The organism is Kitasatospora sp. NPDC057738 (assembly GCF_042798815.1).
Lineage (GTDB): Bacteria > Actinomycetota > Actinomycetes > Streptomycetales > Streptomycetaceae > Kitasatospora > Kitasatospora lactacystinica.
This window is the reverse complement of record NZ_JBHVJT010000078.1, coordinates 1-13,742: the sequence shown is the minus strand read 5'-3', so window position 1 is coordinate 13,742 and position 13,742 is coordinate 1. Positions and strand designations below refer to the sequence as shown.

Genomic DNA, 13,742 nt, shown 5'->3' with positions numbered 1-13,742 from the left:
CCGCGCGCGGCTTCCCCTTGTGGCTTCCCACAATGCGCGCCCCGGCCCCGACCGGGCAGGCTGGCCCCATGCAGACTGCGCCGACACCCGCCGGACCGGGCCCGGTCGCCGCCCTGGTCCTGGCCGCCGGGGGCGGGCGGCGCCTGGGCGGGCGGCCCAAGGCCCTGCTCCGGTACGGGGGCCGGCCGCTGGTGGAGCACGCGGTGGCGGTGGTCCGGGCCGGCGGCTGCGCGGACGTCACGGTGGTGCTGGGCGCGCAGGGCGGGCGGGTGCGGGCCACCGCGCACCTGCCGGGCTGCCGGCTGGTCGGCAATCCGGACTGGGCGCAGGGCATGGGCTCCTCGCTGCGGGCCGGCCTGGCCGCCCTGCCGCCGCACGCCACGGCGGCGCTGGTGATGCTGGTGGACACCCCGGGCGTCACCCCGGCCGCGGTGGCCCGGCTGCTGGCCGCCCACCGGGCGGGCGCCGAACTGGCCGCGGCGGCCTACGGCGGGCGGCGCGGGCACCCGGTGCTGATCGGCGCCCGGCACTTCGCCGAGGCGGCGGCGGGCGCCCGCGGCGACGCCGGGGCCCGCGCCCTGCTGACGGCGCACGCGGCGGAGCTCGTCCTGGTCGAGTGCGCCGACGTCGCCGCCCCGGACGACCTCGACACCCCCGCCGACCTGGCCCGCTGGTCCGCCGGGTGAACGTCCCGGTCCGGCCCGCCGGACATCCCCCTCGGGGAGGATTCCGCCCCCACCCGAGCGGGCAGGATTCCCTGATCCGTCCCTGAGGATTGCCTCATTCCGCGCCCGGCGCCGGACATTTCGGGGAGCATGGGAAACGTCCCACCCACCCGCCCCCGACGGACGGAGCCCGCGATGGCCGGACTGCCCGACGACTTCACCGGACACGACCCCACGCGGCCGGGGCCGGGCGGTGGCGCCCGGGCGATCCGCTGCCCCGCCTGCCGCCGCGAGCACCTCTACGAACCTCCCTCCCTGCCCTGCCCGTGCGGGGCCTCGCTCAAGGTGCCGCTGCTGCGCGGCGGGGTGCCGGTGCAGGTGCGCTTCCGGTCCTGGGAGGACTCCTGGCTGAGCATGCGCTGCCCGCACTGCGGCCGCTCCGACCAGTGGCCGCAGCCCGAGTTCACCTGCAACTGCGGCGCCACCGTCCGGCTGCCGGTGGACCGCGCCACCCGGCTGGGCGGCGGCACCGCCGCCCCGCTCGCCGCCCCCGGCCCGCAGGCCGCCCGCCCGTACCCGGCCCACCCGATGAACGCGCCCGCCCCGGCCCCGCCCGCACCGCCCTCGGCCGGACGCCCCCGCCCGTTCCGCCACCGCGCGCCGTTCCGCCCCCATCCGGTGCGCACCTCGCAGGACGCGGTGTTCACCGCCGCCCGCTACCTGGAGTGGCTGGGCTTCGACGACCTGGAGCTGACCGAGGCCCAGGAGCGCGACGGGGTCACCCTGCTGGGCAGCCGGATGGTCGCCCAGGTGGACACCTGGACCGAGCCCGCCGACGTGAAGTCGGTCGAGTGCCTCTGGCTGCAGACCCTGCACGCCGAGGAGATGGCCGCCGCGATGTTCACCCTCGCGGGTTATTCGCACCAGGCCACCGTGCGCGGCGAACAGCTGCTGGTCGCCCTGTTCAGCCTGGACCTGGCGGGTGTGCCGCAGCCCGCGAACGGCGCCGCCGAGGCCCTGATGGAGACCGGCTGGACCTCTTGACCCACCGGGCGGCCCGCCGGGCCGCCCCCACCTCCGCCCCCACCTCCGCCCCCACCTCCCCCTCCCGTGTCTCCTCCGGCGTCTCCTCCCGTGCGCACCCCTAGATCATTTTTCCTCCAAAAGCAACAACCTTCGCTCGTGATCTGGTGCACAAGCTCACCCCCGTGTTGAATTGCGGCCACAGCGCGGGCCTTTCGCCCTGTCGTCGCCATGCGTGCGGGTCGTGGCGGCAGGGCCTCAGGGGCGGGTCCGCGCGCTTGCCGGATGGCGCACACAAGGAGGTGGCGTTGTCGGAGCACGGATGGAACCCGAGCGGCCCGGAGGAGCGGGGGCGGGCGGCAGCGGAGGAACCGGGCGACACCGTGTGGCGGCTGAGGTCCCGGGGGTGCTGGCAGGAGGCCGCCGAACTGCTGCGGCCGACCGCCGAGCACGACCCGGAAGCGGCCCTGGGGCGGGCCGAACTCCTCATCGAGCAGTGCCTGTTCACCGCGGCGCACTGGACCCAGGCGGAACAGGCGCTGCGCCTGGCGGAGGCACTGGCCTCCGGCACCGAGCAGCGCGCGGCCGCCGCCTGCGCCCGCGGCTTCCTCGCGTACGTGGCGAGCGTGCTCGGCCCGCGGGACCGGCTGGACGAGGCGCAGGCCGCCCTCGGCCGCACCTCGGCGCTGCTGCCGCCGGACGCCCCGGGCCGCCCGCTGCTGGACTTCCGGCGCGGACTGGTGGCCGAGAACCTGCTGCGCGACCGCAGCGCCGCGTGGATCGCCTACCGCCGGGCGCACGAGGGCGCCGGCGAGCGCGGGGACGAACTTCTGCGCTCGTACACCTGGCGGCACCTGGCCGCGCTGGCGCTCTCGCGCGGGGACCGCGGGAACGCCCGGGAGGGCTTCGAGGCCTCCCTGCGGCTGCGCGAGCAACTCGGCTTCACGGTGGGGGTGGCACCGGCGCTCGCGGCGCTCGCCGAGGTGTCCGAACCGCCCGAGGCCGCGCGGCTGCGGGCCGAGGCGGCCCGGCTGGTGGCCGGCCTGGGCGGCGTGCCGGTCTGGCTCGCACGCCAGTTGGCCGCCTCCCGTGCGCCGGGGCCTCCCTCGGACGGGCGCATCGCGAGCGAGACCGGAGGAACAATCAGCTAAGGTGAGGCTAACCTGGCCGGGGGGAGCAGTACCCCGGCCAGGTCGCCTTGCCGTTCCCCGGGCACCGCCATGCCCCGGTCCGGCCGCGTCCGACGGGCCCGTGCCGCCGGGCACCGCCGGGCGGACCATGGGCGCCCCGGTCGACCCGATGGGGCCGCCCATGACCGCGAGCAGCACCCGGCCCGGCCCCAGGCCGCGCGTCCCCCGCACCACCGGGACGCGCACCGCCGTCCCCGCCCCCGCTCCCACCACACCGGGCGCCCCCTCGTACCACCGGCTGTCCGGACTCACCCCCGTTCTGACGGTGCGCTGCGCCCCGCCCCGGCGCCGCGACGGCTGGCTGCCCGCCGCCGACCTCACCACCCGCCCCGAGGCGGTGCGCGAGCTGATCGCCCACGACGCCCGGCAGGGCCTCGCCCGCTACGGGCAGCCGCTGCGCCCGGACGTCGCGGCCGGCTTCGGGCTGCACCGCTTCGTCTGGCCGGTCTCACTGCTGTTCACGCTGCCGTGGTTCCTGGAGCGGCGCGTCCCGCTGCTCGCCCTGCGGGACGTCGCGCTGCGCAGGCGCCCCGACGCGGTCGAACTGACCGTCCGCGCGACGGAGTTCGCCTGCCTGCCGGAGGACCCGGCGGCCGGCTCCGGGCAGGCCCGGACGGTGCCGGACGAGCCGGCGCTGGCCGCCGCCCTGCGGTCCGCCCTGGGCGCCTTCCTGGCCCCGATGCTCACCGCCTTCGGCCCGGAGGCCAGGCGCGGACCCCGGGTGCTCTGGGCGATGGCCACCGACGCGGTGGTGGAGGGACTCTGGTACGCGGGCGGGCTGCTCGGGGAGCAGGAGCGGGCGCGCACCGAACTGACCGCGCTGCTGGCGCCCGGCGGGGCCCTCGACCCCGCGCGCACGCCCGGCGCGGACGACCGTCCCGCTCCGGCCCCGGCACCCTTCACCCCGGGCGCCGGCTTCGCGCCCCCGGCGCCCGGGGCGGAGAGCGCCCCGCCCCCGGTCCGGTCCCGGGCCAGCTGCTGCCTCGTGTACACCGCCGATCCGAGGGACATGTGCGGCGGCTGCCCGCGCGTCACGCGGCGTTGACGAAAAGCCGTTCGACATCGGGTTCGAAAAGCCCGCCATTCCTGGAAAAACCCACGTCGCATTCCTATGACCATGCGATGGTCACCGGGTCAGAAATCCCTCTCCTCAGCGCATTGACGGCGAATCGGCCATTCCTCCGCGCGGAATCCGCCATGATGGTCCCCGCCATCACGGCGCAGAAAAGCGACGCAGGAAAGCGAGGCTGGTTCCGGCGATGAAATTGTCCGACATACCGCTCGGATGGGCGATCACCGTGGTCGTGGGGCTGCTGGTCAGCGCACTCCTGGTGGCCCTGCTCCGCAGCCGGGGGGCCACCTCCTCCACCGCCGGCCCCGATTCCTGGGAACGTTCCGAGGAACGGCGCCGCCGCAAGGAATCCCTGTACGGCGGCGCCTCCTACACCCTGTTGTTCTGCTGCGCCGGCGTCGCGGCCGCCCTCTCCTTCCACGGCCTGGTCGGCTTCGGCGTGCAGAACCTCGGCCTGTCCGGCGGCTGGGAGTACCTCGTCCCGTTCGGGCTCGACGGCGCCGCGATGTTCTGCTCGGTACTCGCCGTCCGCGAGGCCAGCCACGGCGACGCGGCGCTCGGCTCCCGGCTGCTGGTCTGGCTCTTCGCCGGCGCCTCGGCCTGGTTCAACTGGGTGCACGCCCCGCGCGGGCTGACCCACGCCGGCGCCCCGCAGTTCTTCTCCGGCATGTCCCTCTCGGCGGCGATCCTCTTCGACCGGGCGCTCAAGCAGACCCGCCGGGCCGCGCTGCGCGAACAGGGCCTGGTCCCCCGCCCGCTGCCGCAGATCCGCATCGTCCGCTGGCTGCGCGCCCCGCGCGAGACCTACGCGGCCTGGTCGCTGATGCTGCTGGAGAACGTCCGCAGCCTGGACGAGGCGGTCGACGAGGTGCGCGAGGACAGGCGGGAGCGCACCGTCGAGAAGCAGCGCCGCAGGCTGGCGGGGCGCCGGGAACGGGCCGAGATCCGGGCGATCAACCGCTCCAACAGCGCCTGGCGGCGCGTCGGCGGTGCGACGGCACGGCGGCTGGAGGCAGGCCCGGAGCCCGCCGTGGCCGCCGTGGCGCCCGGAGCGGGGCGTCCCGGGGTGGAACGGTCCGCGGCGGAGCGGGTCCGGGCCGAGCGTCCCGGGGTGGAGCGGGCCGCCGCGCCGCGCGAGGTGGAGCCGGCCGAGGGCGCGGTCGTCCAGCCGGGCCTGCCGGCGCGTCCGGAGCGGCGCACCATCGACCTCACCATGGAGGAGGACACCGTCACCCTGCCCCGGCTGGACTCGCTGGAACGCAAACTGAAGGACCTGGAGCAGCAGTTCGGCTGATCCCCTCCGGCCCGGTCCCCCCGGGCGGCGCGCCGCCTCCCCGGGGAGCCGGAACCGGACGGGGGGTCAGGCCGCTGCCGCCGTCCCGCTGAGTTCGAACCACATCCGCTTGCCGGTGCCGCGCGGCTCCACGCCCCAGGAGTCCGCGAGCGCCTCCACCAGCATCAGCCCGCGCCCGGAGGAGGCCTGCTCCCCCGGCGTCCGGCGGGTCGGCCAGAGGTCCGACTCGTCCTCCACCTCGACCCGCAGCCGGGCCCGGCCGCCGTCCGCCTCCGGCTCCCGGTAGAGCCGGGCGGTGAACATGGCGTCCCGGTCGGTGTGCCGGATGGCGTTGGTGACCAGCTCGGAGGAGAGCAGCTCGGCGGTGTCGATGAACTCGGCCACGCCCCAGCGGCGCAGCGCGTCGCGCAGCTCGGCCCGCACCTCGGCCACCCGCGCCAGGTCGGCCTGGCCGATCCGGCGGCGCAGCTGCTGGGCGGTCAGGCCGCCGGCCGGGCCGTCCCAGCGCAGGAGCAGCAGCGCTATGTCGTCCTCGCGCTCGCTGGAGTCGGCGGCCTGGGAGGCGATCCGGTCAGCCAGCTCCTCCAGCGGGTCGCGGGCGGCCTGCGCGGCGTCCGGCAGCGGGCGGGCGAGCGCCCGGGTGAGCCGGGCGACGCCCTCGTCCAGGTCCATGCCGCGCGCCTCGACCAGGCCGTCCGTGCAGAGCACCACGGTCTCGCCCGGGTCCAGGCTGAACCGGGTGACCCGGTACTCCTGGTCCGGGTCGATGCCCAGCGGCAGCCCGCCGGCCACCGGCACCACGGCGGCGGTGCCGTCCGCGCGGCGCACCACCGGGTCGAGGTGGCCGGCCCGGACGGCGTAGACCACGCCGTAGTCCACGTTGACCTCGGCGTAGGCGCAGGTCGCGAAGTGGTCGGTGTCGAGGTCGGCGAGGAAGCGCGAGGCGCGGGCCATCACGGCGGCGGGCGGGTGGCCCTCGGCCGCGTAGGCGCGCAGCGCGATCCGCAGCTGACCCATGATCCCGGCGGCGTGCACGTCGTGCCCCTGGACGTCGCCGATCACCAGGCCGACGTGTCCGCCGGGCAGCGGCACCACGTCGTACCAGTCGCCGCCGATCTGGAGGCCGGAACCGGCCGCGAGGTAGCGCACCGCCGTGGTCACGCCCGGGACGGACGGGACGGTGCGCGGCAGCATCACCCGCTGGAGGCCGGCCGCCAGCTCGTGCTCGGCGTCGTGCAGCCGGGCCCTGGCCAGCGACTGGGCGACCAGCCCGCCCAGGGTGGTGAGCAGGGTGCGCTCGTCCGCGTCGAGCTCGCGCTCGTCGTCGAAGCTGACCACGCACACGCCGATCGCCCGGCCGCTGGCCACCAGCGGCAGGTACGCCCAGGAACCCCGGCCGGTGCGGCTGGTCGGCTCCCACACCTCGGGGTAGCCCTCGCGGAACTCCTCGCGGGTCGAGACGAAGACCGGCGTACGGTGGCGCAGCGCCTCGGCCGCCGGGTGCCCGGGCGGCAGCACGGTGCGGTCCCAGACCGCCAGCGTGTCGGCGCGGTAGCCGGAGGCCCCGAGGATCTGCGCCCGGCCGGCCTCGAAGGAGGCCAGCACCAGGCCGTCCGGCGGCAGCCCGGGCAGCGGCAGCTCGGTGAACACCCGGGCCACGTCACGCACGGTGACGGCTTCGGAGAGGGCGCGCGCCGCCTCCTTGATGAACCGGGAGCGCTCCTCGCGCAGCAGGGCCATCCGGTCGGCGTGGTCCCGCTTGTGCAGCTCGACGGTGGCGTCCCAGACGAAGCCGACCATCCGGGAGGCCCGGCCGAAGGCGTCGGCGAGCACCCGGCCGCGGAAGCGCACCGCGCGCATGCCGCCCCTCGCCCCGACCGTGCGGTAGTAGGCGCCGCACTGGCCCAGCTCGGCCACCGCGCGCTCGACCCGGCGGCGCACCACGGGCGCGTCCTCGGGGTGCAGCAGGGCCAGGAAGGAGGCGGCGGTGCGGTCGAAGCGGCCCTGCTCCAGGGCGTCCAGTCCGACGATCGTGCAGGCCCGCTGGTCGCCCTCCAGGACGTCGCGGCGGATGTCCCAGTCGAAGGAGCCGATGCCGTTGGCCGCCATCGCGGGCTCCAGCCAGTCCGGCATGGTGTCCGCGGAGGACGGCGGCAGTCCGCCCGACAGCACGGGCGCCAGGCGGGCGGCGGCGAGGCTCGGCGACGGGCGCACCGCGGAGCCGCGGCGCGTGGTCTGGGCGGGCGGCCGGGCCCGGCCGGTCCCGGTGGTGGTGGCGCCGACGGGCTGCCCGGGAGTGCGCGGCTCCGGGGCGCCCGGCTGCTCGGCGACGCGCGGCTCGACGGCCCGCTGTCCGACCGCTCGCGGCCCGGCGGCTCTCGGGTCGGCGGTGCGCGGCTCCACGCTTCGCGGTTCCACGGTTCGCGGCTCGACGGCGGGCGCCGCGCCGGGAGGAAGTGCCGGCCCCGGCGACTCGGGCTCAGTGGGCATGCTGCTCCTGCCGCTGCCGTGGCGGACCGCGCCGACCGTCCGGACGGGCCGCATGGCGGTGTGATGGGTCGTGCTGGATAGGACGGTGCGACGGACGGTGGCCAGTCGAGGTTCGGTCTCCCCGCTGCTTCCCGCACGTGGACACACATTCCCACCATCCTGGCCAATGTTCGGCCGAGCGGCAATGCCAACGGGCCGGAAACCTTCCGTTCCGCCTTCTGTTCCGGGCTTCCTTCGACAGCGAATCAATCGACGGCGAACAATCGTACGACCCCGATGGCGGGCCCGGCGGCGACCCGGCGACCCGACGACCCGGCGACCCGGCGACCCGGCGACCCGGCGACGAGAGACTGTGCCGGCGCCGGGGCCGGGATCAGGGCGTGGCGAGTTCGAACCAGGTGACCTTGCCGTCGCCGCGCAGCTGTACGCCCCAGGAGTCCGCGAGTGCCTCCACCAGCAGCAGGCCGCGCCCCGAGGTCGCGTACTCGGCCTCCGGATCGCGGCGGCGCCCGGGAAGTCTGCTGGTGCCGTCCTGCACCTCGATCCGCAGCCGGTGGTCCGGGTCGAGCACCGCGTCGAACACCGCGCCCTTGCCCGTGTGCAGCAGCGCGTTGGTGACCAGCTCGGAGGAGAGCAGCTCGGCGGTGTCGGACAGCTCCGGCACCCCCCAGTGGCTCAGCGCCGAACGCAGCCGCCGCCGGACCGCGCCCACCCCGACCAGGTCCGCCGGGTCGAGCGTGAGGTGCAACCGCCGGTGCAGGGCACAACCCGGAGCCGGTGCACCCGGCAGGGTCGTCCCGGTGCTGCCGGTCGGCCCCTGGACCGGCCCGGACCGGTAGGCGTCGCCGGAACTCGTCCGCTGCCGCGGGAATCGCGACTGACCGTCCATCAACCCATGCCCCCGCCCTGAAATCCGGGCCCCCGCCTCCGGATCCCCCGCCGGCCGGGTGGCCCCCTCGTTCTGACCACTCATCCTCATGCCCAGTTGACGGCGTTTGCAACAGTGTGCGTCCGATCACGTGGGGTGAAAGGGGCACGGGGTGGTTCGCGTGATCCAACTGCCCGCGCCGGACAGGTTTGCGAAGCGCAGAGGCGATTTTCTAGGGCGCCGTCACCCGATCCCGCGCACACCCGGCGCCCGTACGGACCGTGCGCCCGACCGCGCGCCCCCGCCCCGCTCCCGCCGCGCGCCGGCCCCGGGCGGCGGGTCTGCACTCCGGGCCTGCACTCCGGGCCTGCGCGGCGGGTCCGGGCGGCGGTCCGCGGACCCTCCCGGCCCGCCGCCCCCGTGCCGCCCCTCACCCCCATCCCCCACCCAGCAAGCCGAACCCCCGCGGAGCGGCAACGCTGGACAGGGCGGCCCGGTGCGGGTTCAATGACCCGAGATGTTTGAACGATGTTCTAACATCGCCCCCGACAGCCCCCAGGGCCCCGAGCCGACCCCGTCCCCGGCGACCGCGAGCGAGGAACCGTGCGACTGACCCCCACCGAGCGGGACCGGCTGCTGATCTTCACAGCAGCCGAGCTGGCCCGCGCCCGCCGCGCCCGGGGCGTGCGCCTCAACATCCCCGAGGCCACCGCCCTGATCGCGGACGCCGTCTGCGAGGCCGCCCGCGACGGCCGGCGCCTGGCCGAGGCCATCGAGGCCGGCCGCTCCGTGCTGACCGCCGACGACGTCCTGCCCGGCGTGCCGGACGTGGTCACCGTCGTCCAGGTCGAGGCCGTCTTCGAGGACGGCACCCGCCTCGCCGTCGTCAACGACCCGTTCAAGGGCGCCGGCTCGCTCGGCGACGAGGCCCCCGGCGGCGCGCTGATCGGCGACGGGGCCGGCTACGACCCGGTCGAGGAGACACTGCTGCTCCCCGTGCACAACACCTCCGCGGTGCCGATCTCGGTCACCTCGCACTTCCACTTCTTCGAGGCCAACCCGCGGCTCGCCTTCGACCGCGCCGCCGCCTACGGCACCCACCTGGCCGTCCCGGCCGGCTCCTCGGTGCGCTTCGACCCCGGCGCCACCGTCGAGGTCGGCCTGGTGCCGATCGGCGGCGGGCGGGTCGCGATCGGTTTCGCGGGGCTCGTGGACGGCCCGCTGGACGCGCCCGGCGCGAAGGAGGCCGCCCTGGCGAAGGCCCGCGCCACCGGCTACCTCACCCACTTCGACGACGCGGAGGTCGAGTCGTGACGTCCATCACCCCGCACGACTACATCTCGGTGCACGGCCCGCGCGCCGGGGACCGGGTCCGGCTCGGCGACAGCGGACTGATCGTCCGCGTGGAGTCCGACTCCCAGGCGCCCGGCGACGAGTTCCTGGCCGGCTTCGGCAAGACCGCCCGCGACGGCCTGCACCTCAAGCCCGCCGCGGTCCGGGACACCTGCGACGTCGTGATCAGCAACGTGCTGGTGATCGACGCGATCCAGGGCATCCGCAAGACCTCGATCGGCCTGATCGGCGGCCGGATCGCCTCGATCGGGCGGGCCGGCAACCCGGACACCCTGGACGGCGTGGACGTGGTCGTCGGCACCGGCACCACGATCGTCTCCGGCGAGGGCATGATCGCCACCGCCGGCTCCATCGACACCCACGTCCACCTGCTCTCGCCACGGATCATGGAGGCCTCGCTGGCCTCCGGCGTCACCACCGTCATCGGCCAGGAGTTCGGCCCGGTCTGGGGCGTCGGCGTCAACTCGCCCTGGGCACTGCGCCACGCCTTCAACGCGTTCGACGCCTGGCCCGTCAACATCGGCTTCCTGGGCCGGGGTTCGTCCTCCGACGAGGCCCCGCTGATCGAGGCGCTGGCCGAGGGCGGGGCGTCCGGCTTCAAGGTGCACGAGGACATGGGCGCGCACACCCGCGCCCTGGACACCGCGCTGCGGGTCGCCGAGGAGTACGACGTCCAGGTCGCCCTGCACACCGACGGGTTGAACGAGTGCCTGTCGGTCGAGGACACCCTGAAGGTGCTGGAGGGCCGGACCATCCACGCCTTCCACATCGAGGGCTGCGGCGGCGGACACGTCCCCAACGTGCTCAAGATGGCCGGCGTGCCGAACGTCATCGGCTCCTCCACCAACCCGACGCTGCCGTTCGGCCGGGACGCCCTCGGCGAACACTTCGGCATGATCGTCTCCGCGCACGACCTCAAGGTCGACCTGCCCGGCGACGCCGCGATGGCCCGCGACCGCATCCGGGCCGGCACCATGGGCGCCGAGGACGTCCTGCACGACCTCGGGGTCATCGGCATCACCTCCTCCGACGCCCAGGGCATGGGCCGGGCCGGCGAGACGGTGCGCCGCACCTTCGCCATGGCCGGCAAGATGAAGGCCGAACTCGGCCCGCTCGACGGCACCGGCTCGTACGGCACGACGGACAGCGGCGACGACAACGAGCGCGTGCTGCGCTACATCGCCAAGCTCACCATCAACCCGGCCATCGCCCACGGCCTCGCGCACGAGGTCGGCTCCATCGAGATCGGCAAGCTCGCCGACATCGTGCTGTGGCGCCCGGACCACTTCGGCGCCAAGCCGCAGCTGGTCCTCAAGGCCGGATTCCCCGCGTACGGCGTGGTCGGCGACCCCAACGCCTCCACCGACCGCTGCGAACCGCTCGTCCTGGGACCGCAGTTCGGCGCCCACGGCGCGACCGCCGCCGACATCTCGGTGGCCTTCGTCGCCCAGGCCGCCGCCGACGGCGCGTACCTCGACCGGGCCGCCGACGGACTGCCCACCCGCCGCCGCCGGGTCGGCGTCCGGGGCACCCGCGGCATCGGACCCCGCGACATGGTGCGCAACGCCCGCGTCGGCCACGTCGAGGTCACCGAGACCGGGCTGGTCTCGCTCGACGGCTCGCCGCTGCGCTCCGAACCCGCGGACAGCGTCTCGCTCAGCCGCCTCTACTTCCTCTGACCCCCCGCATTCCGACCCCCCGCGCCAAGGCCCCGGACCTCTTGAGGACTCGATGACGACCACCCCCACGCCCGCCTCCCTCGGCTACCGGATGCCCGCCGAGTGGCACCCGCACGAGCGCACCTGGATGGCCTTCCCCACCACCAACCCCACCTTCGACGGCCCCGAGCAGCTGCACGCCGCCCGCCAGGCCTGGGCCGCCGTCGCCGACACCATCGTCGGGTACGAGCCGGTGACGCTGATCGTCAACACCGGTGAGACCGAGGAGGCCCGCAAGTACGTCTCCGAGCGGGTCGACATCGTCGAGCGCCCGCTGAACGACGCGTGGATGCGCGACATCGGCCCGTCCTTCCTGATCGACGGCAAGGGCTCGCTGGCCGCCGCCGACTGGATCTTCAACGGCTGGGGCGCGCAGTCCTGGGCCCGCTGGGACAAGGACCAGCACATCGCCGAGCACATCGGCGAACTGACCGGGGTGCAGCGCTTCGCCTCCCGGCTGATCAACGAGGGCGGCGGCATCCACGTCGACGGCGACGGAACGGTGCTGGTCACCGAGACCGTCCAGCTCGGCGAGGGCCGCAACGCCGACTGGACCAAGGAGGAGGTCGAGGCCGAGCTGCACGCCTTCCTCGGCACCACCAAGGCGATCTGGCTGCCGCGCGGACTCACCCGCGACTACGACGAGTTCGGCACCCGCGGACACATCGACATCGTCGCCTCCTTCGTGCGCCCCGGCGTCGTGGTCGCCCACGTCCAGCCCGACCCCTCGCACCCGGACCACGAGGTCTGCCGCGAACTGGTCGCCGTGCTGCGCGCCTCGACCGACGCCCGGGGCCGGCCGCTGGAGGTCGTCGAACTGCCCGCCCCCACCGTCCTGCTGGACGAGGACGGCGAGCCGGTCGACTACTCCTACATCAACCACTACGTGGCCAACGGCGCGGTCGTGCTGTGCGCCTTCGACGACCCGCGCGACCAGGAGGCCGCCGCCATCCTCGCCGAGGCCTACCCGGGCCGCACCGTCGAACTCGTCGACGCCCGCGAGATCTTCGCGAACGGCGGCGGCATCCACTGCATCACCCAGCAGCAGCCGAAGGCGCTCTGACGCCCCGTCCGGGCGGGGGCCCCGCGCCCCCGCCCGGACGGCTTCCGAGGCCCCGTTCCACCGAGGAGACCCGCACATGGCCGACCCCCGCCCGCGCCGGCCGGCCCGCCCCCGCGAGGAGGTCTTCGCCACCGCCCGGGCCGCGATCGCCGAACACGGGCTCGCCAAACTCACCATGGCCGGTCTCGGCAAACAGCTCCAGATGAGCGCCGGGCACCTGCTCTACTACTTCGGCAGCAAGGACCAGCTGCTGCTGGAAACCCTCCGCTGGAGCGAGGAGCAGCTCGGCGCCCGCCGCCGCGAGGCCCTCGCCGACCCCGCCCTCGACCCCTGGCAGCGCCTCGACGCCTACCTGCGCCTCTACCTGCCGGAGGGCGCTGGCGACCCGCGCTGGATCCTCTGGGTCGAGGTGTGGGGCCGCTCCCCCGCGAGCGCCGAGATCCGCCAGGGCCAGCAGGAGATCGAGGCCCCCTGGCAGGCCGACCTGGTCGCCCTCGTCGAGGAGGGCGCCGCCGCCGGCCACTTCACCCCCGGCCCCGCCGCCGACCGCGCCCTGCAGATCCGCGCCCTGCTCGACGGCCTCGCCGTCCCCATCGCCATCGGCCTCCCCGACGCCCACCGCCCCGCCGCCCTCACCCAGGCCACCGCCGTCACCGGCATACTCCTGCGCACCTGAGCCCACCCGCGGCTCCCGCCCCCTGCCCGCGCGAGAAGTCGGCCCGGCCGACTTCTCGCGCACACACCCGGCCGACCGGTCCGGAGACTCGCCCATTCCGGGAGCCCCTCGCGCACCAGAAGTCGACCCAGCCGACTTCCTGTGCGCGGTTCCTGGGGCATGGGAAAAATATGCAGACCGGTCTACAGATTTTACGGGAGCACAGCCGACGCATGCGCTCCTACAGGTGCGGGGGAAGGTGGAAGGGGGGGGGCTCTTTTTCTCCCCCCCGGCAGTTCGGCGGTAGTGGTGACCGTCACTAGGGAGAGAAGAGGACACCACCCCACGTAA

General features: G+C 75.2%; 11 protein-coding genes. 9 read left to right on the top strand and 2 right to left on the bottom strand.

Going from position 1 to position 13,742, the window contains the following annotated elements; translation table 11 throughout:
* The first annotated feature begins 68 nt into the window (after positions 1–68).
* From ACFVGO_RS32215 to ACFVGO_RS32195, 5 genes are all read left to right on the top strand, one after another.
* The gene (locus tag ACFVGO_RS32215; RefSeq protein ID WP_359908002.1) at positions 69–686 is read left to right on the top strand and encodes a nucleotidyltransferase family protein; all 618 of its coding nucleotides are present in this window, start codon (positions 69–71) and stop codon (positions 684–686) included.
* Positions 687–860: 174 nt separating this feature from the next.
* Positions 861–1,709 (top strand): hypothetical protein, encoded by an 849-nt coding sequence (locus ACFVGO_RS32210; RefSeq protein ID WP_359908005.1) that lies wholly within the window; start codon positions 861–863, stop codon positions 1,707–1,709.
* Between the two features lie 287 nt (positions 1,710–1,996).
* Positions 1,997–2,839, top strand: coding sequence for a hypothetical protein (locus tag ACFVGO_RS32205; protein WP_380354328.1), 843 nt, complete (start codon positions 1,997–1,999; stop codon positions 2,837–2,839).
* A gap of 160 nt (positions 2,840–2,999) precedes the next feature.
* Positions 3,000–3,923 (top strand): (2Fe-2S)-binding protein, encoded by a 924-nt coding sequence (locus ACFVGO_RS32200; protein ID WP_380635613.1) that lies wholly within the window; start codon positions 3,000–3,002, stop codon positions 3,921–3,923.
* A gap of 214 nt (positions 3,924–4,137) precedes the next feature.
* The gene (locus tag ACFVGO_RS32195) at positions 4,138–5,244 is read left to right on the top strand and encodes a DUF2637 domain-containing protein (RefSeq protein ID WP_380635611.1); all 1,107 of its coding nucleotides are present in this window, start codon (positions 4,138–4,140) and stop codon (positions 5,242–5,244) included.
* 66 nt (positions 5,245–5,310) lie between these two features.
* Here the strand turns inward: ACFVGO_RS32195 and ACFVGO_RS32190 are convergent, their stop codons facing one another.
* Positions 5,311–7,734 carry a SpoIIE family protein phosphatase gene (locus ACFVGO_RS32190; RefSeq protein WP_380635609.1) on the bottom strand — a complete coding sequence of 808 codons (2,424 nt, stop codon included), beginning with the start codon at positions 7,732–7,734 and terminating at the stop codon, positions 5,311–5,313.
* Positions 7,735–8,107: 373 nt separating this feature from the next.
* Positions 8,108–8,482, bottom strand: coding sequence for an ATP-binding protein (locus tag ACFVGO_RS32185; protein WP_359908016.1), 375 nt, complete (start codon positions 8,480–8,482; stop codon positions 8,108–8,110).
* Positions 8,483–9,205: 723 nt separating this feature from the next.
* On the opposite strand from ACFVGO_RS32185, the gene ACFVGO_RS32180 reads away from it, so the two are divergent.
* The 4 genes from ACFVGO_RS32180 (at position 9,206) to ACFVGO_RS32165 (ending at position 13,412) form a co-directional block, all read left to right on the top strand.
* Positions 9,206–9,916 carry an urease subunit gamma gene (locus ACFVGO_RS32180; RefSeq protein ID WP_359908019.1) on the top strand — a complete coding sequence of 237 codons (711 nt, stop codon included), beginning with the start codon at positions 9,206–9,208 and terminating at the stop codon, positions 9,914–9,916.
* Positions 9,913–11,634, top strand: coding sequence for an urease subunit alpha (locus tag ACFVGO_RS32175; RefSeq protein WP_380635607.1), 1,722 nt, complete (start codon positions 9,913–9,915; stop codon positions 11,632–11,634). The genes ACFVGO_RS32180 and ACFVGO_RS32175 overlap by 4 nt, the downstream gene beginning before the upstream one ends.
* A 52-nt stretch (positions 11,635–11,686) precedes the next feature.
* Positions 11,687–12,736, top strand: a complete 1,050-nt coding sequence (locus ACFVGO_RS32170) for an agmatine/peptidylarginine deiminase (RefSeq protein WP_380635605.1) — start codon at positions 11,687–11,689, stop codon at positions 12,734–12,736.
* Positions 12,737–12,812: 76 nt separating this feature from the next.
* Positions 12,813–13,412: a TetR/AcrR family transcriptional regulator gene (locus ACFVGO_RS32165; RefSeq protein ID WP_359908024.1), complete on the top strand. Its 600-nt coding sequence runs from the start codon at positions 12,813–12,815 to the stop codon at positions 13,410–13,412.
* Positions 13,413–13,742: the final 330 nt, after the last annotated feature.